This is a genomic window from Prevotella sp. Sow4_E9_plate (assembly GCF_052116205.1).
In the GTDB taxonomy this organism is placed as follows: Bacteria; Bacteroidota; Bacteroidia; order Bacteroidales; family Bacteroidaceae; genus Prevotella.
The window spans coordinates 35,590-59,718 of the sequence record NZ_JBQKLN010000023.1; the positions used below are offsets into that span (position 1 = coordinate 35,590).

Below are 24,129 nucleotides of genomic sequence, written 5' to 3' on the forward strand. Positions count from 1 at the left end.
ATAGTAATATAACGATTAAATGGCCAATCTATTTTGTTGTCTGTCTATTAAATGTTGATATCTATCCAAAACTTCTACAGCTATGTCATTCCAAGAGCGCACCAGAGTCTCCGCGGTTGCAATTTATGGGCATTTATAGACTATTTCTGCTCCACCTTCACTCCCGTAATCCGGCTCTTGAAATCGCCTGCCTTCTGGAGCGGGAACACCAGCGTGCGCTGATAATACATCTTGGCTGAAGGATTATACACGATAGGCTGAGTGGCTGCAGCATCGCTCTTCTGGAATGTAGCCAGGTCTTTCTGCTGCATCGCATAAAGAGTGATAGGACCCAACTCCTCGCGCAACTTGCCATCCACATAAAGACAGGTCTTCCTGTTGTCGCCCGTAATCGCCAGAGTTACCTTCTTGCCCTTCTCTACCCTGTAGTTGAACTTGTTGAGATAACCCTCGTGGGCAAAACCAAGCTGACCGCTTTCAGGGTCAGAAAGATAGAACGTGGCATTATCTGATGAGAACAGCACCGTGCCCTTCGGCTCATCGGCTCCCTCGATGGTGAACTCCACCCGATAGCCATAGCCCACTTCCTTCTCGCCCGTGGTCTGACCAGGGTTCAAAGTCTCTATCCTGAGCTGCTTGCCCTTCTGCCAGCGTGCTGCCTCGTTTACCGCTGGAGCCTCGCTGAGCGCAAGGCGAAAACGATTGAAATCTTCAAAGGAGAAAGATGTTGCAGCACCCGTCCAGCATTTTGCCGACAGCGTCTGCAGGGCAGGGAACAGTCGGTCGTGAATATCCTTCACCGTAATGCCGTTGCCCGCATGGTCGTTCCATACGGCAAACATTCCGCCGAGAATGGCAGGGTCGTTCTCCTCGAACTTCTCGTTGCCAATCTGCGCCGGAGTCCAAGAATCGTAAAGATACCGGCAATTCAGGTAATCGTAATAATAGCCCGCTGCCGGAACGATGTAAACCAATCCGTCAGGAATGCTCACCAGTTTGTAGCCCAGGCGCTTCATCTCCTTCGGGTCAGCATAACCATTGTACCAGCAATGCATCATCACGTTCTCCGACTTCACCTTGGTGTCGCCCTTGGCATGAGTAAGTGCGCCCCAAACGGCTGCCTGCTTGCCAAACGACTCCACATATTTAATATAATAGTCGGTGAAATAGCGGAATTTCTCCACCACCTCCTTCTTGGCGTTGGAATACTCATCGGTTCCGATATGCACTACCTTGCCCCGGAACACGGGGTTCTTGCCCTCCAGATACTCCTTGAAGAGCCCATCCACAAACTTGTAGGTATCGGGATTGAAGAGGTCGAGATGATCCATGCCATATTCCTTGGAACCGATTTCCGGCTTGTAATGGGTGAAGGCGAGCGAATGGGCAGGCACATCTATCTCGGGGATGATGTTGACGCCATACTGCTCTGCCAGTTTCTGGAGTTCGATGAACTCAGCCTTGGAATAGCTGCCATCCTTCGCCGTGAGTCCCGGATAGGTGTCGCATTCCAGGCGGAAGGCTGCCGGAGTTTTCGCCCAATCGTTACCGAAGAACTGTCGGAATCCATTATCGTTGAGATGAATCTGCAGGGTATTCATCTTGTAATAAGACATCATCTTGACCAGCGAGCGCAGATAAGACATCGGGATGAACTTTCTGCCGCAATCCATCATGAAGCCTCGCAGCCCATAGGCAGGCGTATCCTGGGCTGAACCCTTTGGCAGCACGAAACCTGCCGAACGCTGCTGCTCTGAAAGCTGCAGCACGGTGCGGGTTCCCCATACCAGTCCTTCTACCGAAGAAGCCGTGATGGTAGTTACGTCGCCGATGGTGAGGCGATAGCCTTCCTTGCCGAGCAGTCGGGCTGATTTCTTATCAGACTGGAGCACCAGCACGATGTCGCCGGCAGAGGGCTTTCCCGTCTTAGGCGTGAGCGTTTTTCCCACCAGGTCATGGTAATCGGCAGCAAAGAGTTTCGCCACCTCCTGGGCGTTCTTTCCGCCCTTCACCACGTATTTGCCCGATGGGGTAAACATTCCCTCTGCCCCGCTCCATTGCTTGAGTTCAGGGATTACAAAAGGTTTTTCGTTGACCGCTGCCCAGCCACACGAAAGCACCAAGGTGCAGCAAGCCGTCAGCAAGAGACGCTTGAAATCATTTAGGTTTTTCTTCATATTTTACTGTTTTATGTTATGAGTTAAATTTTTCATTATCAATCATTGATGCTGACATCAGAACATCTCATTACCAACAGTTGATGTCCGTATTCCCAGCATTCAGCGGCAAAGATACGAAGAAAAACCGAGACTTCTACTACTTTTTAGAGATTATTGACCGAAAACAGAAGAAAAAAGAAAATATCCTCCCAAAAAACTTGTTCGTTTCTTAAAATAATCGTATCTTTGCTGCGGATATTCTATGAAAATCCGCAACGCTATTGCGGATAATCTATGAAAATCCGCAATAGAAACTTATAAAAAGAGCTATTATGATTAAACGTATATGCCATATTGACAATGATTTAGAAGACAGCACTTTTCTGTTTGGAGCCAGACAAACAGGAAAAAGCACTTTCTTGCGCCAGACTTTTCCTGACTGTATCTATATTGACCTATTAGATACTACCATCAAAGGACGATTCAAACGCCGTCCTTCCCTGCTCTACGAGATGCTTTCAGATAAAGAGACGGGAACATTGGTCATCATAGACGAAATACCGGAAATGCCTGAACTACTCAACGAAGTGCATCGTCTGATGTCGGAAAAAGGAATCGTATTTATCCTATGCGGATCCAGTGCCCGAAAACTGAAGCGAAAGGGTTACAACACCTTAGGCGGAAGAGCTTATCCGGTTTTCCTCTTTCCATTCGTTAGTGCCGAGATTCCGGACTTCAATCTCCAACGAGCCATCAATTATGGAATGTTGCCCCCACATTACCTGGCAAAGAATCCGCATCGACGTCTTTCAGCCTATATTGATGTTTATCTGAAAGAAGAAATCAAGGAAGAAGCTTTGGTGAGAAACCTCAACTCTTTCCAGCGATTTCTAGAAGTTGCAGCCCTGACAGATGGTGAGATCATCAACCTCAATAACATCGCCCAGGATTGTGGAGTAAGCGCAAATACCGTAGGCAACTATTTCGACATTCTGGAAGATACTCTTTTAGGTTTTCGCATTCCAGCCTACACCAAGACGAAGAAGCGCAGATTGGTACAGGCTCCCCGCTTCTATTATTTTGATGTAGGTGTCGCCAACCATTTATTGCATCGCAAGGAACTGGTTAGAGGCACTGCAGAATATGGTCATGCCTTCGAGCACTTGGTAATACAGGAATTAAGAGCCTGGCTTTCCTACCAGGAAAGTACAGAACAATTGAGTTATTGGCGAGCCTATACAGGACAAGAAGTGGATGCCGTGATAGGTGACGGTAGAGTTGCCATTGAAATAAAATCTGTAGAGGAAGTATTGCCAAGGCATCTGAAAGGTCTCAAGACTTTTGCATCTGATTACCCTGAAAGCCGACAGATGATAGTATCGCTCGACCCGATAAATCGAAAGATAGGAGAAATCGAATGTATCTACATCCTCGATTTCTTGAAAAAACTTTGGAAGGAAGGAATATAATCCTTCCCTCCAAAGATTATCCGAGTAATTAATCATAGAGAGTGCTTAATCGTAGAGATAGAAAATGCGCTCCATCATGTGCCACTTCTCATCGCTCGTAGCACCCTTGCCGCACTTCTGGAACTTGCCTACCACTTCCTCCCACTCTGCCTGTCTAGGAAGGGTGGCGAGCTCTGCCATTTTCTTGCCCCAATCGAAATCTACGGGAGCATCTACAACCATCACCAGTCGGTTGCCGAAGATGTAAATCTCCATCTCCAGGATACCAACCTGACGGATTCCGTCACGAATCTCCTTCCATTGCACACCTTCTGAATGCAGGCGGCGATATTCACGGATAGCCTCCTCATCAGATTCAAGTTCCAACCACTGCACGTAGCGCTTGGTGGCTACCGGATACTTCTTCTGTTCATAACCTTTCATCATAATCATCAGGGGTTTAAAGATTAAATAATATGTTGTTTTGTTTATTTAGTGCAAAAATATAAAAAAAGATTGAGCAAAACAAACCTAGTTACCGAGATTTTGTTTATTTTTGCATTATCATTGCAGAAATGCATGATCAAGATTTGCAAAACAATTCTATGAAATTTAAGAAACTAAAGATTAAGATATGAAGAAACTACTTTTATCCATCGCCTTTCTGCTCCCTACTATGGGAATGATGGCGCAGACTCAGGTAAAGACTGCTGAAGGTATTCTCGAAGGAAAAGACCTCTCAGGCATCACTGTTTTCAAGGGTGTTCCATTCGCAGCCCCACCGGTAGGAAATCTCCGCTGGAAGGCTCCTCAGCCAGCCCAGAAATGGCAGGGCGTTCGCGAGGCAAAGGAGTTCGGACCGAACCCGATGCAGGAACCCATCTTCGGCGATATGAACTTCGGTACGAAGACCAACAGCGAGGATTGTCTCTATCTGAATATCTGGACTCCGGCAAAGACCATGAAGGAGCATCTGCCGGTTTTGATTTATTTCAACGGCGGAGGACTGATGGCCGGTAGCGGAAGCGAACCTAGATATGCGGGCGATGCAATGGCGCGCGAGGGAATCATCTCCATCACAGCCAACTATCGTGAAGGCATCTTCGGCTTCTTCGCTCATCCTCAGCTCTCCAAGGAGACCTCCTATAAGGGTTCCGGCAACTATGGTTTCATGGACCAGGTGGCTGCCATCCAGTGGGTGAAGGATAACATCGAGGCTTTCGGCGGCGACCCTAACCGCATCACCATCGTGGGCGAATCGGCTGGTTCCATGTCTGTAAGCGCCCTGATGGCTTCCCCTCTCTGCCAGGGACTCTTTGCCCAGGCTATGGGTTCCAGCGGTTCGGTGATGGGATTCAAGAAGATTGCCACCCAGAAGGAAGCCGAGGAGAAAGGCGTGCAGCTTGCCCAGAAAATAGCCGAGAAGATGGGTAAGGAAACAGGCAAGAAGGTGAAAAAGAACGTAGGAATGAAGAACCTCGACGAACTTCGTGCCCTGCCTGCCGAGAAACTGATGAAGCTGGCGGGCATAAGAGCCGTTCCGGTCTATAACATCGACGGATATTTCATGAAAGAACAGCCTATAGAGGTATTTGCCAAGGGCGAACAGACCAAAGTGCCTCTGCTCATTGGCGGTAACAACCAGGAGATGACTCCATGGGCGGTATTGATGGGCAAACAGCCTACCGTTGAAAATCTGAAGGCTGGTGCCAAGGCTACTTTCGGAGAAGAGAACATCGATGAACTCTTCCGTCTTTACGGAATCAACAGCGACAAGGATGTGTTGGAGCAGCCGGGTGTAGATCTGGCTTCAGATATCTTCCTGGATTATTCTACCTGGAAGTGGGGCAACATGCACAAGTTGACCGGCGGACAGCCAGTTTACCGCTACCGCTATTGTCATCCTCGTCCTGCGATGGCCATCAAGGGCAAGGTGGCAGCTTTGGCTGGCGGCGTGGTAGATGCCAAGGAAGGTGCAGCTCCTGCTCCACGAGATAAGGGTGCCGTTCACTCTGCCGACATCGAGTATGCAATGGGCACATTGCCAACCAACCGCGTATTCGACTGGCAGCCTGACGATTACATGATCAGCGACATCTTCAACCAGTATTACGTCAACTTTGTAAAGACCGGCAATCCGAATGGTCTGGGTCTGCCTGAGTGGCCATCCACCAACGGCAAGGCAGTAGCCCCTGTGCTTCAGATTGACGTAAATACCGTCGTGAAGTCTGATGCCCAGATGGAGAAGCGCTATGATTTCATCGACAAAATGTTCTGGGAGAAGAAATAGAGATGTTTCAGAAATTCATCATCAATAGAGACGGAGTGCTGAAGTTCGGCCACGTCTACCTGCATCGCGACATGCTGGCTCCAGGCGAGCAATGCACCTACGGCGGCGGATTGTGGAAGATAGACGAAGGCAGAGGTGCCATCGTACTTTATGGCAGAAGTTTTGACTTCGGTCCTCCCGATTTCGACTTTGTGAAACAGATAGACTGGACGGGCTTGGGGGGAACCCCTCGCCCGCTCCTCTATCTGCCTCATTGGCCTGACGAAGAAGAGATTGTGCCAGTCATCATTTAAACTATGGTTATCCATACGGCTTCGCCCTCTTTCTGCACCTCCCTGATGCGTTTCATCAGGCGATGCAGCCAGATGCGGGAGTTCACCACCATGCCTTTCAGTCTGTTCTCGCCCACCAGGATGCAGCCCTGGGTATCGTCGGGATAATTGCCGGCATGGATGCGGATGCCCTCAAAATCAGGCACGCCCTGGACATACGGCAGCCACTCCTTGAACCGGGGCGACAGGGTGATGAGCACCCGATAGGAACCTTCGGGGATGGCTGTATGTCCCGGAATCTTTCTCGCCACCTTGCCGCTCTGACGGCTGTACCTGGCATCCACCTCCTCCGGCTTCAAGTCTATCCCCTTCAGGTTGCGCCACGTCGGTTCCAGGGTATCACAGAAGTAAGTGTCCTTCGACAGCTTCTCCATGTCGAAACTGTTCCTGAAGCTGCGCTTGTCGCCGGCATTCCTGCCCGACAGCGCCTTGCGCTTCACATCACCATCAGCCAGCAGATACAGTCGGCCGATGGTATAAGTATTCTTCTTAGCAATTCGCTTAACAACTATTTCCATACGCAAGAAATATTTATCATTCAACATTTATTTTCACACCGTCTTGTCTGAAACAAAGCTTCTCAAAACTGAAATTACTGAAATTGAAATCAGTCTTGTCCTGTACTCCGGCAGGTTCTATCTTACGGATATACTTTCTGAAGAGCCAGTTGCTGAGCATCTGCTTGGTTCCTTTCTTCGACTTCTTATACTGCAGGCGCAATGCCTCAACCTGCGTGAAATTGAAGGTATCGGGCAATAGCTGCAGCAGATTGGAAGGGCCTCTCTTGCTCGATTTTTCTCCGTCATAGTCAGCCTTGGCAATCGCTTCACCAAAGAAGCGCATCTTGCAGTAGAGGTCATAACGCTCACTCCAGCGGATGAAATCCGCTATCTCCGGCTCCCATTTGCAGCCATTCGCTACGTAGAGCACGCAGGCTTTCAGATAGCCGATGACATTGGCACGGAAACTCAGATTTTCATACACTCTATCCTGCGACATTCTTGCGAAATCTGCATTCTCATCTTTCAGCTGTTTGGCCAGTTCGAAAGCCTCAGGACAATCCACCAAACCCGAAGCCATGCACAGATTGTCGATGTAGGGCTTCAGCTGCGCTCTGAAATCATCGTCGTATATGCCATATACCGGCATTTCTGCTCCTATCTCTCTTTCGGGAATCGTGCAGAAATTGATACGGCTCAGCGGACCGTCGGTCAAGACCTTCGCAAAATAGCGCTGCCCCTTGATGACCGTGGTGGAGGCATTCCAGTTGAAACGGATGGTGACACGCTCGGTAACGCTCGAAATTCCTACACGAGTTTGCCCGTAGATATTGCCAGGATCAAAGGCGAGACACATGATGACAAACTGCTGCCCGCCCTGACCTTTGAGCGCATCAAACTGGTTCACCTCGTTGAGCGAAGCATAGAGGAAATGCTCCTGTGCTTCGGCGGTACGCATCACGAAGGCTGGGTTTGTCATATCGGGGTCTATCTCCTGTATGATAAGGTTTTCCGGACGCTTACGCTTGTCCTTGTTGGCACCTTTGCGAGTCATTTCTTCCTTCCATTCCTTCTCACGTTTCAGGTTGTCCTTGTCACGCTTACGGATATCCTCCATAATTAAATTTATAGGCATCTGTACACAGTTCTTTCCAGCTCCTGTACCTGCCAGCAGGCAGCACATGAGGGTTGCTTCGTGCTCTACGTTGTCAATATAATTAAAGCGGGTCTTCCAGAGATGGGTAGCGAGAGGAGGAAAGATGGCATTAGCTACAGCCGCCTTATAGTCCTCCGGAGTATTCGAGATGAGCAGTTCTACCAGCTTCGGCAGCTTCTTCGGCATCGGTGGAGGAGCAGGATAATCATCGTCTTCGTTACTTTGAACTCCGTTACTTTGAACATTGAGATTTGAACCCGCCAGGCGTTCCGGGGATTTGTAATCCCCGGCAAGCAAGCTCTTGGCCGCCTGCTCCGCCAAGGCATTCACCCGAATCACATCCCTAGAGAACGGCTTCGAGCTGTCGCCATATTTCGCATAGAAATCATGGATAAGCTGGTGGCAGTCAGGTTCCTGATAATAGCTTGGCATCTTCTCTGCCACCACCTTCATCAGCTCCTCTTCGCTCATCACTCGTGATGCTCCGGCACTCATGATGGCGAGCAGGGAGGAATGTCTGGACCCCACGGTGTCAATATTCATCCCCTTCAGTCCCGCAGATTCCTGAAACAGGTCGAAGGCTATCAGATTCTTCTCACTGGCAGAACCTGCTTCTGTGGCTGCCAATCTGCCAGCATTCTGAGCATCTCCAGCAGGGCTGAGATGAGAATCATCAACACGATTGCTATCACCAGGTTGGGCAGGCTGAATAGCAGAGCCAGAAGAAACAGCGTTATCGCCACTAGTGCCCGGAAGTCTATTGTCTTCACTTTGAACATTGAACTTGGAACTTGGAACTTTATGATTACTTTGAACTTTGAGATTTGAACTTGGAACTTTATGATTACTATCATTAGGTACTTGCCCCTGAAAGTCCCCCACCAGGCGTTCCGGGGATTTGCAATCCCCGGCAAGCAAGCTATAGCGAGCCGTCCCCCTGCCGTCAATCGTCAGGCCACGCTTCAGAAAAGCCTCTCTGCGGGCTTTAATCTCCTCTGCGGGCAGCACCCCATACCAGTCCTTGGAACGGTAGATTTCGGAGCCTTTATCCGTGATGAAGATGATTCTTTCGGGCGTGATGCAGCTCTTATCATACGGGATTCCGGCAGCCTCACAATACGCCTTCTGCGTCTCCTCGATGGTCATCCCCATCGGCATGCGGATGTCGATATGCAGCTTCTTTCTTGCCGAATACTCCAGATGCAGCAGCTTGCCTTTCCAGATGCTGTCGCTGCAGTTCAGCTCACGCGCCTTCTCCAGCGCCTGCTCCACATACTCCATATCGTCCACATCGATGGTGGTCTGGAAGAGGAAACTCTCAGGGTCCGCATCCTCGGCAGAACGGTGGTTGTTTCTGAACCTGTAGTAGTGGATGGCACGGATAGGCAACTGCTTCTTCAGCGCCTCTCTAGCCTTCTTCACCGCCGTCCCGTCGCCGTCATCCATGCCGGTTATCGGCTTCTCGCCACGTATCTGTTCTATCACGCCCTTCAGCCACCTCTGGGCTGTCAGGCTGTCGTAGACCGTCAGAGGCTGGGAAGAATTCAATCTTCCCATATTGCCCCTGCGAGCCGGATTCAATGCCATCACTTGTACTGTTCCCATGCCACTTCCTCCTTGAAATGCTTAGCCTTGCCCTTGATTTCCAGCACCTCCTTGTAAAGATACTTCATAATGTCCGCCTTGTTCATGTCCTTAGGAAAGGAGAAGGAAGCGAACACACGCTGAGGGGATGTTCTCAGGGCGCCATGCGAAGTATGGATAATCTCGGTATATCTCTTCTCACCCGTCACGGCATAAGGCTTGAAGTCGAGCTTGTCGCCGCATTCGCCTCCGCTGCATACCATTCTGCCCGGAATCACCTTGGCTTCCTCGGCAATAGTCTCCGTATCGTTCCAAGGGGCCTTGCGGATAGCCACGTTACCACACTCGTCAGTAATCACACTGGCATCTACTCTCTGGGCGTTCAAAAGCGCCTGTGTAGCAGCCTCAGCAGCTGCTGAAAAACTTTTCTTGCTCATATATGTTGAAGTTTTAGAAAGATATGTTATTAATCAAAAATCTGGTCATTGATGGTCAGGACTCTGCCATTGAAACGTACGTCGGTAGGCATAACCTCTGAGTTGTCAGACAGCAGAAAAACACCATCAGCACTGTAGCAATACACAAACATCTTGTTGTTCAGACTGTTCTTGATGAATCCCAGCAACCACTTGGCAACCAACTTGTCACCACGCTTCTGTGGGTTCACCATATCTGCCACCATCACCTCGTCGCAGAAGTTATAATCCACGGCAACGTTTTTCTTTCTGCGGTTGGAAGTCTTCATTTCCAGATCCAGGAAGAAGGTTCTGAATTCAACTCTCTCCTTTGGCTCCATCACGATATGGAAGTTTCTCAACTCGCCCTCTGTGTCAGCCACGATCTCAAAGAGTTCCTTAGGTGTCTTGTCGAAAACACGCTGCAAGTCGCTCATGTTGAAGAAGAGCTTGTCTCCCACCATCATCACTCTCATTTTTCCATATTGAGGATGCTCGAAATAATACGGTTTCATTTCTTTCATCATTATATATATTAACTTGGTTGGAGCTGCGACCATTCGCCAAATCCCGTACCCCGGAAGCGGTACCAATTTTCCATATACGGAAAAGCCCCGGAACCCAGACCATGTTGGTTCTGAATTCCGGGGCAAAGATACGGCAAAAATTTGGAACGAACCTAGTACGTACCAGGTACGGTCGTACTAGTACTACTTGCTAAAAATCCATATTATTGTAAACATTCTTTGATTTCTTCATAAAATTCTGCTATAGAAGGCGAAGAAATGGCTTCATTATATCGTGTTCTCATCACAGAAGGCTTCATGTGCCAAAATTCCGAAAACACTTTCCATACATGATTTATATTCAATTTGCAGGCTATCTGATAAGCAAGATACGCCTTCTTACAGGCGGAGAGATGGAGAGGTTGGAAATTCTCATCTAAAATCTCCTTCTTATACAATTTCAAAAAGATTCGTGTAGCCTTCTCTCCAGTCAATTCTTTAGGTATCTGAGGTGCAAAAGGAAGGCCTAAAGGAACCTTTTGAGAATAATCAGGTTCATCACCTTTTTCATCCTCATCTACCTCCTCAAAATCAGCATCATTGAGATTATCTTCTGATGAAGAACCAGATGATTTCTTCCCAGAAGTACCAACGAAGATGTTATTACCAATATGCCAACCATGTGCATTTTCTATATTAATTGCAATCTTGATTGTCATAGCTCATTAGGTTTAAAAGGTTATGGGCACTTGTAGTCATCTCCAACGCAGAATTGTCGTTGAAAGAGACTACGATAACTACACTTAGGCTGATTGCCCCCGTCTTGGCAAGAGCAATCAAGGTTCTGAGAAAGAACCTTGTCACCATCTTTTTCATATACAAAATTTCATGAAAAAATGACCATTACTTACCTCACAAGTTAGTGGAGTTGGCCCCTGCGATTTTCACAAGGTGACGTTGCTATCGGGGACATAGAACGGCATAAAGCTCAGACATGCCCCCAAAGACATAATGAATGTTCCATTATTTTAAAGATTAGTATATGTTTATTAAACTCTTACCGCTCATAGCTGGTATGAGACGACATATTATATTTATTTGATTCCTTGCGTTACGAACTTACGCAAATCAATCTTCTTCCTAATCAAGTCTCCTACATCATCAGCCGATTCACCATATATTTTATGGTATCTTTCTTTCATCTCAAAGAGCTTTTTCAGCCATAGCTCCCGTTCCTTAACATGCTTCTGGTAGTTCTCCACCGCCACAGTTTCCTGATGAAGATAATAACCTATAATATAGCAGAATTTGTTAAGTGTATTATGTGATACAGAGGGATTCATATTTCTCAGTTTTCTGACAGTAGGATTTGCAATATCAAACTCATTTTTCATCAATTTAAGAGGAGAGATATCATCAATGATCATCTGGTCAAGAAGTGGTCCCACCCTCTCGATCTGCTTCTTTCTCATATACCTGTCGGCGTATGATTTATCATATCTATTACCTCTTGCCATAGTCTATTATATTTTGAGTACAAAGTTACACAATTTTTTCGATATTTGCAAGAGTCGTGAAAACGCTTAATTTTTACAATGTATATGATTTTTTTAATGATTCTCAGAAAAGTATACAAAAAAAGGGAGAAAGTGCGCAATTAAGTGCATCACTTTCTCCCCTTGCTTATTCTTCTCCTGTAATGAGATTTACCACCCTGGTAAATGTTATACCCGTAGGTACTCTTTCTCCTTTACTTCTCAGGTACTTCACCAGTTTCTTCTTTGCCCAGTTGAGTCTTTGATCTCTGTCTTTATAGATACTCCTAACAGAGAGGAGAGCTGAACACGATATTACGACAAAAAGTTCAAAACGAGAGGTGGCGAATACCACCTCTCTCGCAACTTTACTGTTAGTTATACAGCCGTAAACTGTTTATCTATTTAAATTTGTTCTTTTGTATTAACTTCCACCAAATACTTAATCGGTTTGATGTTCACTTTACATGATTACTTTTCTTGATTGCTTTTTCAAGAGAGGAAGCTCTCTGATATTCCGCTTCCTCTCTCGATTATTATCTACTGAAAGATTTTCTGAATCATCTTCTCAATACATTTTGCATCGTCAAGTGTATAGACATTCATTGCTTCATGCTCTGAAGGTTTCTTCATTCCCCACCATTCCCTGAGATTGGCACCTCGGGTGGATGACATGATGAACGAATTGAGAACAATCTGCTTATCGCCTGCACTTGGCGCAAGACGTACTTCCAAATCCTTGATTTTCTTATAGAATTTAATCTTTGGATTCTCAGGCACAATATGCATCAAACCTTTCGGGTCGATAAAGTTGATATACTGCTTATCATCGGTATCAATCCAGAGTATATAGTCGGGATAGAAATTACCCGCTTCAAAGAAGCCCATACCAACCTTGCTCTTGTTGCGTAGCAAGAATAGTGATTTTTCCTTCCATTCTGCACCATGATTCTTCATGTAGCAGTCGAGAAGATCCACGAAGGTTTTCTCATCTTCATTCAGCTGAACAGGAGAGACCTGTATCTTCAGATTGTTCTTCTTTACGCATACTAAAGGAGCATAGAGATGATGGCGGAAATCGAACAGAACGAACTGTTTGGCAAGCGTACTCTTTTCATATTCCGATATACCTCTATCTGTTGCCAATATCGTTGCAGCATCCGAAATGAACCTGTTGAGTTCTTCACCACAATCGCCGCCCACTTCTTCGGTCAGATTGATTCTATATTCATCCACAAAGTTGTTGTCGGTAGCCTCCAGCTCTCCATACTCCAGGTATTTGTCTTCCCATGCCTCTTTCTCAAACTTAAAGAATTTATCCATGTAAATCTTTAAAGCCATAATCGCAAAGTCAGTTACTTCTTCCCGGCGCTTGATGCTGTCTATTTTCAGATAGTCAGCAGGAACGATATAGCGATACCATTCTCTATCACCAAGAATAGAAGGCAATCTGTCTCTATCAATCGTGATATTGAAGTAGAGTTTCTCATTTTTATACATTTCGATTTCATCGAATATGCGATAATAATCAAGCAACGGAATGTTTTCTTCCGGCATATCTATAGGCTTGTTATTCACCTCTATGCGCATATCAATAGAGCCACTGGATTCTATTGCCTGTACCTTGCTGCGGCAGTCTAGCAAAATAGGATTCTTCATAAGATAACTCTTGAATTTCTCGCTAGGCTTATCCAACAGCTTGCGTTCAGCATCTCTCTTGAATATCTTGCCGCTTTTAACTCTTATTACACGGAGCTTTTTAGCTTTGGCTTCCTGATAACGAGACACCGTAGGCAGGGTAATCTCCGTAATCTGGTCGTTGCTTGGCACATCTTCCAACTCCAGGAATGCCTTGAACTCCTCCATGTAGTTAGCCTTTACTCCGAAGATAGTCAGCGTTTCCAATTTACCAATGTATTTTGGAGCCCGAACACCAGGAATATTGATAGCACGGCTACGCTTCAGCATACCATTATAGCCTTTCAGACGCACACCACGACCAAACATCTGGATAGCCTGGGAACCTTCACCTTTGGCAAAATTGATAAGCCCCATGGTGCTCACTCGCCAACTGTTCCAGCCTTCGGTAAACTTTCTCGAACCTATCAGGACGTTGATCTTGGAATCCTTGCGATTGATGGATTCAAAAAGCGAATCATTGTTGAATGATTCACTCTTCGTAACAACTCCCTTGGTTTCACAGGATTTAATCAGCTTTGTTGTATCTCCGATACTGATCACGCCAAAGTAATCACCATCCTCGCCAATACGCATGCCTATCTCACCTGCCTTACTCAGATGGTCGAGGTGAAGACGTGGTTCATCTGCATGACTCGTCGTATTGAAAAGCAGATGCAATATGTCTTCATAGAGCACCTGTCCATCAGGCGTATTACCCCCATTCAACTCGTAGAGAGGATTGAAATCATGCGAGAAGATATCAATGCCCTTGGCATCGATAAGACCCGTATTCTGCTGCACCACCAGGTTGATGCGCTGGACAGTTTGACGCTTATAGCGAACAAACTGTTCAATGAACATGATGACATCTTCAACATCTGTGAGACTTTCATCCTTGTTTGCCTTATTCACGCTATTACCCACAAACACCAGCAGCGGATTTTCTATTCTGAAAGGAGCCAGCTCCTTGCCATATTCCAAGAAGCATTTCTTCTGCTGATAGAAGCTGAGAAGGCAACCGGTCAGGTAAAGCAGACGGGAATCCTCACTGATATTGGCATCCTTCAGGTTATAGATACGATAATCCTTACCATAGCCATCATTATAGAAGTACTTATAGGAGTAATCAAAGAGGATTGCCTTCTGATAGTCCTCCACGATATCCCGGTCTTTCTTATTTGTTTTCTTGCCTGCCAGTGCCTGCTTGAATGTGGCTGAATACTCAAAGGTAAAGCCATCCTCAGCCATTTTCTGACGGTAGCCAACCCATTTTTCTCCACCTACCAAACCACGATGGCCTTCATCCACCAACAACAGATTATTGGTTTCAAAACTATCCACGCTGACCGTCTTGTCCTTGCCTACATCATCAAGCTTATTTATATCAATAATCAGTACTTCATTGCCATCAAATTTTAACGGCCCTTCCTTGACAAAGATTTTGGCAGGTATCCCCGACATCTTCAGTTCCTCCAGATGCTGGCGGCTCATGCCCTCATTCGGAGTCAGCAAGATGACATTATTGATATCTATGCTCGCATTGATGCGTTTAGCTCGCTTCAGATAATATGAAAACTGCAAGATATTGACATGCAGAATCAGCGTTTTACCAGAACCTGTAGCCGACATGTAGGCAAGTTTGTTCATCTTTGCCAAATCGAAGTCCTGGAAGCCAATCTGCCCCAAAGTACGGTCATCTTCATCATGAAGGAAATCCGTCAGTTCCTGCTGGAAAGATTCCTTATCAGAAAACCAACGATCCAGGTAAATCTCCGTGAAAAGGAGGCTGAGATACTGGAAATATTTCCAGGTCAGTCCGCCTCTGTTTTCACCGATTTTCTGTGTATATCGTCTGATGTTTTCATCATACACTCTCAGTTTGGTTTCCGGTATTCTGCATCCAGGCAGTTTGAAGAAGTATTCAATGAACAAGGTGTTACCAGTAGATTCATTGATACCTTCTTCTTCCGGCAGGTTCATCTGTCTTGCCAGCTGCTTCATATCCGTGATACCCAACTCTCGCTGCATGAATTTGAAGAGTACCAATTTTTCATCAAAGCGCAGTTCCTGCACCTGATTCTTTTTAGTCCTAGCCATAATTACATTTCTTCAAACATACGTTTATTAAATTCCTGCTCTGTCAGAACCACCTTCCATGATTCATCTGATGTACGAAGATTCTCCAGATTGTTGTCTCCGTTTACATAGATAATATCATACTCTCGGTCGAGCGGATTGATGCGATACTTTTCGAAATAAGCATCCAGGGCTGCATTGCTGGCCATTAAATCATCGCTGATGGTACGCCAGATGACCAGTGCCTTACGACCGTCTGGGAGCGTTCCTTCTATCTGGCGGAAGGCAAACTGGGTACCTTTTACCAAATCTACAGCACCTTCGTACATTGGCTTTGCAGCAGGGAGGCTGTCATAGGTTCTGATGATGCCCTGATGCTTGACAGTAAGACCAATCAAATAGTTGAAGGTCTCGCAGACATCCACCTTACGAAGCTTCATCTCATTCTTCTCCGTGATGTTCATCTCGTAGCTAAATGGAGCCTTAAATGCATCCAAATTCAACAAGCTGCCCTTTGCTTCAAGGTCAAACATATAGTTGATGGTGTAGTCATCACCAAAGAGGCTTGCCAAGCTTTCATCTTTCTTCAACTGGATGTTGTTCAGAGCATCTTCGTATTGTTCGAGAAGCATATACTTCATAATATGAGAAACACCAGTATTACGTGATAAAGGCTTACCTTTTTTCCATTCAGAGCTATAAATAATTTTCTTTACTCTTTGATGAGTCACTTTATTAAAATAAGCCCCCATTTCTATCAGGATATATTTTCTATTGCCTTCTGGAAATTTTTTATTCAAATCTATGACAGCATGACCTGTTGTTCCCGAACCTGCAAATATATCCATTACTATAGAATCTCCTTTTTGTACTTCATTTATTGCATAAACACAATCGCTAACTGTATATAGAGATTTTGGAAAATCAAACTTTTTAGATCCGATAATATTATTAAGAAGTTTAGAACCATATACATTAGCATAATATTTTTCATCATACCAAACGGTCTTAAAACTTCCTTTAGATTTATCTCGCATTATCTGAACTATACCATTTTTCTCTTGCGGATATAATTCATCTATAATGCTTTCTACGGTATCTCTTGCAAAAACCCATTTTTTTTCAACTCCATCTTCTCCAATTGGATATACTATAATTTTATCATCACAAATAATATTTTGCTTACCAGGGTGGAAATTACTAGGGCAAGCTTCTCCTATTCCAATAATCTTATCACCACAAAGATTGACGAAAATCGGATAAAATGTATTTCCTTGCGGATTTCTTAAACCCGTAGGTCCCCAATCTCTAAATGGTTCTGTTGTTTTTTCTTTCTTTTCAACTTTACCAATAACATGTTTATAATCCTCAAAAAGGAAAAATGCATATTCATGGCTGTAAGAAAAATTATCCCCTTGTACACCGGCAGGATTATGAAGAACCGTTACCGCAGTCTTATTCCAATAAGGGAAAATTTCATCCAATAATTTCATCAAATTAAAGCCTTCATTCTCGTCAATTGCTGTCACAATCGCTCCTCTTTGAGTCTTCAATGGCGAAACTAATTCAAGTCTGTTTCGCATCATGGTAATCCAAGACGAATGCTTGAAGGTATTTTTATATAGAATCTCACTAGACTTAGCATTATATGGTGGATCTCCATAAATACAATTAACTCTATTCGTATACTTAGTCTGTAAAAGATTTAACGCATGGAAGTTATCACTATTTATCATCAATCCTCCCGTCTCCTTATCCAAATCATCATACTCAGCAAGAAGTCTATTCTTAAACTCCTCACTAAAGTGTTTGGTATCCACAATAAGGTTCTGATTTTGCTTCAAAAAGAGCACAGAAGGTACTGGGGTGAAAGGTTCTGTATGCTCCAAATCTTGCTGAATTTCATCAATAGCATACATATCAATCCACTCCTGTACTTGCTCCTTATTTTGGCGGATTTCATCATAATACTCCTCAGGAATACGGTCGAGCGTAATACACCAGTTAGTCTCTACGACAAACTTTTTCTTCAACCAGAGTTTCTTCTGGAAGTTCTCAATCTGCGCCAAGAACTTGATAATAACACGACCTACCTGCTTGATAGCACGAACCTTAGCGATATAAGTCTCCACACGAGCCTCATTTTCTGTATCAAGGTCATCAAGGTGCATCACCTCGTTCTTGATAAAGAAATCAAGCTCTCGTGACAAGAAGCCACCCAGGTCTTTGTGAATAAAGTAATCGAAGGTGTTCTTTGCCACATACGCCTTCAGGTGCTTGTCCAAGAAGCTAATCTGATCCTTAGCCTTGGCATCAGGATTCGTAATTCGCAACAATTCCAGCATAACAGCAGTTGGTTGCGTACTGAGCCACTGCTTAATTTCTACTTTATTCTTTTCTGAATAATCTACTTTCTTTTTCTTCTTACCCTCCTCGTCCGTCTTCACTTCTGTTTCTTTAGGCACATCAAAGATAAAGCGGATATTAACGGTCTTTTCCTCTTCGTTATATTCGAATGTCTTTACGCCAGGATACTTCTCTTCATCTTCTGTAAAGAGCATGAATTCGCGCTTTTTATTCTTGTCTTCCTTGTTGTTGTTCTGCTCTGTTGTAGCATCTACCAAAAGGAAATGAACCGTATAATCGCCAGCGGTAAAAGTATAATCCTTGAAATTCTCAGACGTCTTGATATAGTACTGGTCTTGATTAGCCCAGTACAGCTTTACTTCCTCACCCTCGTAAGGAATAGCATAAACACCTTCCTTGTAGCGGCGCTTACTGATGAAATCTCCCTCATCATAGTAGCGGCTAAAGAAGTTGTAAAGCGCACTATATACGTCACTCTCCAAGGCACTCAAATCTGTGCCTTGCTGCAGTTGAGCCTTTAATTCCTTGTATTTAGGATTATTCTCAGGCGATGCACCAAAGGCAGCAGCCTGCTGTTCTATCTCAGCAATCTGCTTTCTGAGTTCATCCTTATTTCCCTGAGCAAAAGGCTCTAGTGTTTCTCTGATTTGCCTTGGAAGCCCTTCGGTAAAAAACTTCTGAATTTCCTTGCGTCGAATATTGAGGATTCGGTAGATACCGAAGTCAAGATCAGACTTATCCAATTCAAACATCTGGTTCAATAGTTCAATGAACCTTATCATTCTTTCATTCATATATGCTTTTATTTTTTAGACTCTCGTTGAAAAATGTATGATAAACACCTTGGCAGAATCAGCCTGCGATATGATACGTTTCTGCAGTTCTGCTATCATGTTGCGACGCATGATACCGATATCATCCTCCTTGTCATCCAGCTCGTTACGAAGGCGACGCTTCTTGCGATTCAGGTCATCCACATGCTGCTGGGCCTCTAACTTGGCCTGTATGCTATCAGCCCGCAAGGCATCCCGTTCTGCCTGAAGAATAGCCTTTTTGACAGTAGACAACTCTTCTTCCAATCCATTGAGCATATCACGTTCCCAGTTGAAGATACGAGTCTCTTCCTGCTGGAAGTAACCGAGATTGCGTTCATCTATCATTTTCAGTTTTGCAGCGCAGCGGCGTTCACTGTTCTGCTGCAAACTGTCGAGGATGCGAGGAGGAATAGCTTCTACCGGCGATTCACGACCACCATTCAAAAACAGCTTTTCGCAGTCATCCTGAGAAAGCGTTCTGCCCTGTTCTGTCATGGCCGTGAAGATAGTATATTGCTCTTCTTCAACCGAAGCAACTTTCAGCTGCGCCATAATCAGATAACCTTCCTGGTCCTGGAGATATTCAGGCAAGGTGGCATTCATCTGCATGGCCTTCTCTGAGAAATGGATTTCAGCACCATCTTCCGTTTCCAGCGAAAGTGCCGTATTCAGCACATGCTGTGCCAGCGGATGAGACAATCGGTAAGGAATACCTTCGGAATCTGATGCATTCAGCATACAGTAAACACCCTTCTTACAACCAGCTACCGGTACTTGAAGACGGAACGTATGTTTGGCATCATCGAAAACAGCTTCAGAGGAGAGAACAAACTTGGTCAATTCCCAGAAGATATGCTGATAACGGTTCAGAAAGGCACCTGTTGCATCCTTGGTGGTACGCAAATGTTCCTGCACGTTAATATCAAAATGCTCAATCACCTGCTTACGCACTTCATCCATGCGGGTATCAATCTCTTCCTGCATATCATTCTGCAATTTCTCAAATGCGGCATCAATCTCTTCCTTGGAACGACACTGCTGGTAAATCTGCAGGATGCGGCTTTCAAAGTCTATACTGTCTGCCTTGCCAAGCACTTCATCACTGGCTCCGAAGACATCATCAAAGAGTTTAAACTTTTTACAAAGCAAATCAAAAACGCGAACATCCGCATAGTTGCGAGTATTGATGAAGTTTACCACCACCACATCATATTTCTGTCCATAACGATGACATCTACCTATGCGCTGTTCGATTCGTTGAGGATTCCACGGCAGGTCATAGTTGATGACTAAGGAGCAAAATTGCAAATTTAATCCCTCAGAAGCGGCTTCGGTGGCTATCATGATTTCGGCAGAATTCTTGAAATAATCCACAATGGCAGCACGCCTGTCGGCAGCCTTGATACCACTCACCTTGTCAGGATGGGCATCGCACCATTTCTTGTATATTTCGTTGGTCTGCGGTTCGCTGGCCTTGCCGTTGAAAAGCACTATCTTGCCTTCATATCCATTAGCTTCCAAGCTATCACGGAGGAAAGCCTGGGTCTTGGTTGATTCCGTGAAGATGAGTGCCTTGCGCTGGGCGCCTGACTTAGACTGAATCTTGAAACTTTCTTTCAAAGCAGCCAGCAGGGCTTCCGCCTTCGACTCCTTGCGAATCTTCTTAGCCTTCGCTATGAAAGAATTGAGAAGAGCGATTTCAGCCTTTAACTTAGGAATACTGATAGCATCATCCTCATCAAACATATCAGTCTCTTCGTAACTATCCTCTGTATCCTCCTCAACATCAGCCATAAAATCAGGTTCATCATCGCCGAGAAGTTCATCGGCATCAAAACGTTCCATCTGTTCCTTCTTGAGCATTCTTTCCAAACGTTCACGTATATGCGTTAATGTGGAGATAAGTGCAAATATGGATGATGCCAGAATCTTGCGGATAATCATAGTTGTCAGCTTACGCTGTCCGGCTGGAACACTATAAATATCTTCTCTTCTCAGAAACTCTGAAACATCCTCATACAGTTCATACTCCTCATCGGTACTTGTAAACTTCTGCGTCAAAGGGAGACGCTTGGTATAATTGATATATTCCTTTACATCCTTGCGAAGTGTACGGGTAAAGAGAGGCTTGATACGGAATCTCAGCTCGTCTATATTCTCACCATTGCCATAATCACGGCGGAAGGTCTTTTCGCTGCCAAAGAAATTCGGGTCTATGACTGTGGTCAGACCATAGAGTTCCATCAGGGAATTCTGGAATGGAGTAGCCGTAAGCAGGAGTTTCTTGGTTCCTGCCAGGGCATCTCGAACATCAGCTGCAGTGCGTGCAGACTTTCTATAAACATTTCTCAGTTTATGAGCCTCATCCACAATAGCCAAATCGAAGCCATGGCGCAATACCTCTGCCTTCTTCTTGGCTGCAAAGTTATAGGAGCAGATAATAACCCGATTGTAAGAGAATGGATTTTTACCTTCCGCAACATACGCATTAAAGACCTTTGCATCAAGGATTTCGCTAGCTATACCAAACTTCTCTGCAAGTTCAAAACTCCATTGTTTTCTCAGAGAAGCTGGACATACAATGATGATTTTACGCTTGCCTGTGGACCACATCTGACAGAGAACAAGTCCTGCTTCTATCGTCTTTCCCAATCCCACTTCATCAGCAAGGACGACACCTTTACTCAGTGGAGACTTAAAGGCAAACAGAGCCGCATCAATCTGGTGTGGATTGATGTCAACAGCAGAATTAAGCAGAGACTGCGAAAGATTCTGCAAATTGTTGCCTACAGATTTCTGCGAGAGCAGTTGGGCATAGTATTTAGCGTGATATCGAGTAATCATCAAAAAGTATTAAAATCATCAATTCTATTAATCAAATTTCAGCGTAACTTCCCCATCAGGCATATCTTCAATACTCATCACCCATTCGATATTGCCTATCTCGGGATTTACGTCTATCGAATATTCGCTGCCTTCCTTTTGACCGACAAACTACACGGCGAAGCGCCAAAGGCCATTATTCTGGACTTTGGTAAAGGCAATTTGTATCGTAGAAACATTCGGTAGAGATATATTGAGTTGCTTAGCTATCTCTTCATAGCTAAGTGTCCATTTGGGATGATTCGTATCTTGATTGATAAGGCACGCTATACCTTTAGAAGTATATGTGATGCCCTGTGTGTCAGTAATGGCATAGTAAGTACGTGTACTATTAGCTTCAATACAGATGACACGCTCATCTGTATCAAAGGCTTCATCCTTGCTGCAACTGGCAAGAACAAGCGAAAACATGAAGGCTATAAGAGCCATCAACCCTAGCGAATAGGGGGGGGGTGAATCGCTTGATATTCATATAGTTATGTTGTTTATTAGTTCTACTTCATTAATTTTCTCCTTCAAAAGTACAACAATATTTTGAAACACGCAAGGAAATAGAAGAAAAGTTTCAGAAAAAGTTTTTTAGTAGCATATTGGCAAACAAATGAAATCGCAAGATTAGTGCATCAGAACTTAAATTCAAAGTCGCACTTCTCCACGTTGCGCAGCCTCTTGAGGATTTAAAGCTTTTGCCCTACAGGGGCGTGTGGGGATATGATGTACTCCTTACGGAAAGGTTACATCCAAACCCATCTCAATTTCAGTTATTTCAGTTATTTCAGTTTTCAGCGTGCCCCTATATGTTAGATATGTGGTTACGGATTGTAAGTAAATTATATATCTTATATATTTATATATATATAAATATATAAGATACTACTATAAAGAGAAAAGTACTAAGGCGCTGAAAACTGAAATAACTGAAATAACTGAAATTGAAATAATAAATCGGGGATCTTCCGGAATATCCAGATTCTCCTGATTTACAGTTTCTTTCCACAACTCTATGTTTTCGGCTCCGCAACTCTATGTTTTTCTTCTCTCAAAACTATGACTTGTAATTATTAACCAACTTACAATTTGAAAGCTGCTGAAAATCGGCCCTTATCACACCCCGAAATTTGGTGGTACCCAAAAAAAGTAGTATCTTTGCATCGTGATTAGGAGAAAGGCATCAACCTCTCCTTCACACCATCAATCGGAAGATATAGGCGCCAATCGGAAGAAAGATGGAAACAATTAATAATTTACAATTAATCATTAACAAATTAAACACTAAAAAATTATGGGACAAGGAGCTTGTAAGTATCGCAAAGTAACGCGTACTCCACAGAGTGGAGAGAACGCTGGTAAGAAACTCTGGTATGCTACCGCAGTGAGCGACCGTGAGATTAGTTTTGAGGACTTCGTGACTCATATCTCTGAGCACAACTCGCCATACAGTCGTGGTACTATCCACGGTGTGCTGATGGACACTTTGGACTGTCTGAAGCACCTGATCCTCGACGGCAAGAGCGTGCGTATCTCCGACCTCGGTCTTTTCTCCATCGGTATGACTTCGCGTGGCGAGGTGAGCAAGGACAAGGTGTCTGCTGCAAGCGTGCAGGGCGTTCACCTGATTGTGAGAAATACGAAGTCGTGGAGCAATGCTGAGCTGAAGAAGCTCACCAAGATTGTTGCCTACGACGAGTATAACATCAGCGAGGACACCGGAGGAACCGGCAAGCCAGGCGGCGACTCCAACACCGGTGATACCACCCAGGGCGGTGGCGGAACTCAGGAAGGTGGCGGCGGCACCCAGGGAGGAGGTAGTGACGTAGGCTTCTAAAAGCAGAGCCCCTTCGGGGGCTGTGTTTAAGCAGCAAAAGAATTAATCACTAATCACTAACAATTAATCACTAAAAAAAGATGAAGAAGGAGACTTGGAAAACTATCATTCAGATTGCGATATCAATCTTGACTGCGATTGCCACCACTTTGGGTGTAACGAGCTGTATGCCGTAGGGCATAACTATCTATAAGAAACAGGAGAGATTGTCTGAAAACCCATAGCAGCCAAAATGTCTCCTAATATTTCTTATTGTTAACACTTTATCTTTGGTTTTCTCTAAATATTTTCGTAACTTTGTAGCTATCAAACATTTATCGCTTATGAAGTACATTAAAGGTGAAGATAGAAGACAATACGTATTGTTTCCGGCTTGTCTGGACGAGTACATCGAGCAGGATAATCCCGTTCGCTACATTGATGCGTTTGTAGATAGCCAGGATTTAGAAGAACTCGGCTTCAATCATACTAAACGTGAGGCTCCTGGAAATGGTGGACGACCTTCATATGACCCTTCA

At 44.8% G+C, this 24,129-nt stretch carries 17 protein-coding genes and 1 pseudogene; 6 read left to right on the forward strand and 12 right to left on the reverse strand.

The features are described 5' to 3' along the window. Positions 1 to 140: 140 nt before the first annotated feature. On the reverse strand, positions 141 to 2,177 hold the full coding sequence (locus tag ACTQ53_RS10300) for a family 20 glycosylhydrolase (protein WP_441932960.1): 2,037 nt from the start codon (positions 2,175 to 2,177) through the stop codon (positions 141 to 143). Between the two features lie 314 nt (positions 2,178 to 2,491). On the opposite strand from ACTQ53_RS10300, the gene ACTQ53_RS10305 reads away from it, so the two are divergent. Then, positions 2,492 to 3,628 carry an ATP-binding protein gene (locus ACTQ53_RS10305; protein WP_441932961.1) on the forward strand — a complete coding sequence of 379 codons (1,137 nt, stop codon included), beginning with the start codon at positions 2,492 to 2,494 and terminating at the stop codon, positions 3,626 to 3,628. Positions 3,629 to 3,673: 45 nt separating this feature from the next. On the opposite strand, the gene ACTQ53_RS10310 is transcribed toward ACTQ53_RS10305, so the two are convergent. Continuing rightward, positions 3,674 to 4,051: an L-rhamnose mutarotase gene (locus ACTQ53_RS10310; protein WP_441932972.1), complete on the reverse strand. Its 378-nt coding sequence runs from the start codon at positions 4,049 to 4,051 to the stop codon at positions 3,674 to 3,676. Positions 4,052 to 4,241: 190 nt separating this feature from the next. On the opposite strand from ACTQ53_RS10310, the gene ACTQ53_RS10315 reads away from it, so the two are divergent. Then, positions 4,242 to 5,897, forward strand: coding sequence for a carboxylesterase family protein (locus ACTQ53_RS10315; RefSeq protein ID WP_295345897.1), 1,656 nt, complete (start codon positions 4,242 to 4,244; stop codon positions 5,895 to 5,897). Positions 5,898 to 5,899: 2 nt separating this feature from the next. Next, positions 5,900 to 6,190 carry a hypothetical protein gene (locus ACTQ53_RS10320; protein ID WP_217761899.1) on the forward strand — a complete coding sequence of 97 codons (291 nt, stop codon included), beginning with the start codon at positions 5,900 to 5,902 and terminating at the stop codon, positions 6,188 to 6,190. Here the strand turns inward: ACTQ53_RS10320 and ACTQ53_RS10325 are convergent. From ACTQ53_RS10325 to ACTQ53_RS10370, 10 genes are all read right to left on the reverse strand, one after another. Further along, positions 6,187 to 6,747 carry a DUF5675 family protein gene (locus ACTQ53_RS10325; RefSeq protein ID WP_441932962.1) on the reverse strand — a complete coding sequence of 187 codons (561 nt, stop codon included), beginning with the start codon at positions 6,745 to 6,747 and terminating at the stop codon, positions 6,187 to 6,189. The genes ACTQ53_RS10320 and ACTQ53_RS10325 overlap by 4 nt on opposite strands. 16 nt (positions 6,748 to 6,763) lie before the next feature. Beyond that, positions 6,764 to 9,490, reverse strand: coding sequence for a hypothetical protein (locus tag ACTQ53_RS10330; RefSeq protein WP_441932963.1), 2,727 nt, complete (start codon positions 9,488 to 9,490; stop codon positions 6,764 to 6,766). Further along, positions 9,472 to 9,906 (reverse strand): hypothetical protein, encoded by a 435-nt coding sequence (locus ACTQ53_RS10335; protein WP_294971827.1) that lies wholly within the window; start codon positions 9,904 to 9,906, stop codon positions 9,472 to 9,474. Before ACTQ53_RS10335 ends, ACTQ53_RS10330 begins: the two co-directional genes overlap by 19 nt. 29 nt (positions 9,907 to 9,935) lie before the next feature. Further along, the gene (locus ACTQ53_RS10340) at positions 9,936 to 10,439 is read right to left on the reverse strand and encodes a spore coat protein (protein WP_441932964.1); all 504 of its coding nucleotides are present in this window, start codon (positions 10,437 to 10,439) and stop codon (positions 9,936 to 9,938) included. A 215-nt stretch (positions 10,440 to 10,654) separates the two neighbouring features. Continuing rightward, a complete protein-coding gene (locus ACTQ53_RS10345) occupies positions 10,655 to 11,149 on the reverse strand; it encodes a hypothetical protein (protein ID WP_441932965.1) in 495 nt (164 codons plus the stop codon). Positions 11,150 to 11,524: 375 nt separating this feature from the next. Next, the gene (locus ACTQ53_RS10350) at positions 11,525 to 11,947 is read right to left on the reverse strand and encodes a hypothetical protein (RefSeq protein ID WP_294971834.1); all 423 of its coding nucleotides are present in this window, start codon (positions 11,945 to 11,947) and stop codon (positions 11,525 to 11,527) included. 558 nt (positions 11,948 to 12,505) lie between these two features. Next, positions 12,506 to 15,742 (reverse strand): DEAD/DEAH box helicase family protein, encoded by a 3,237-nt coding sequence (locus ACTQ53_RS10355; protein WP_441932966.1) that lies wholly within the window; start codon positions 15,740 to 15,742, stop codon positions 12,506 to 12,508. 2 nt (positions 15,743 to 15,744) lie between these two features. Beyond that, on the reverse strand, positions 15,745 to 18,870 hold the full coding sequence (locus ACTQ53_RS10360) for a DNA methyltransferase (protein WP_441932967.1): 3,126 nt from the start codon (positions 18,868 to 18,870) through the stop codon (positions 15,745 to 15,747). Positions 18,871 to 18,897: 27 nt separating this feature from the next. Then, positions 18,898 to 21,747: an SNF2-related protein gene (locus tag ACTQ53_RS10365; protein ID WP_441932968.1), complete on the reverse strand. Its 2,850-nt coding sequence runs from the start codon at positions 21,745 to 21,747 to the stop codon at positions 18,898 to 18,900. Between the two features lie 150 nt (positions 21,748 to 21,897). After that, entirely contained in the window at positions 21,898 to 22,215 is a 318-nt protein-coding gene (locus ACTQ53_RS10370; protein WP_294971844.1) for a hypothetical protein, read from the reverse strand. Positions 22,216 to 23,068: 853 nt separating this feature from the next. On the opposite strand from ACTQ53_RS10370, the gene ACTQ53_RS10375 reads away from it, so the two are divergent. The 3 genes and pseudogenes from ACTQ53_RS10375 to ACTQ53_RS10385 form a co-directional block, all read left to right on the forward strand. Continuing rightward, positions 23,069 to 23,611 (forward strand): HU family DNA-binding protein, encoded by a 543-nt coding sequence (locus tag ACTQ53_RS10375; RefSeq protein WP_441932969.1) that lies wholly within the window; start codon positions 23,069 to 23,071, stop codon positions 23,609 to 23,611. An 80-nt stretch (positions 23,612 to 23,691) separates the two neighbouring features. Then, positions 23,692 to 23,787, forward strand: coding sequence for a smalltalk protein (locus ACTQ53_RS10380; RefSeq protein ID WP_441932970.1), 96 nt, complete (start codon positions 23,692 to 23,694; stop codon positions 23,785 to 23,787). Positions 23,788 to 23,934: 147 nt separating this feature from the next. Further along, positions 23,935 to 24,129: pseudogene (locus tag ACTQ53_RS10385) on the forward strand (IS5/IS1182 family transposase); the annotation flags it as partial.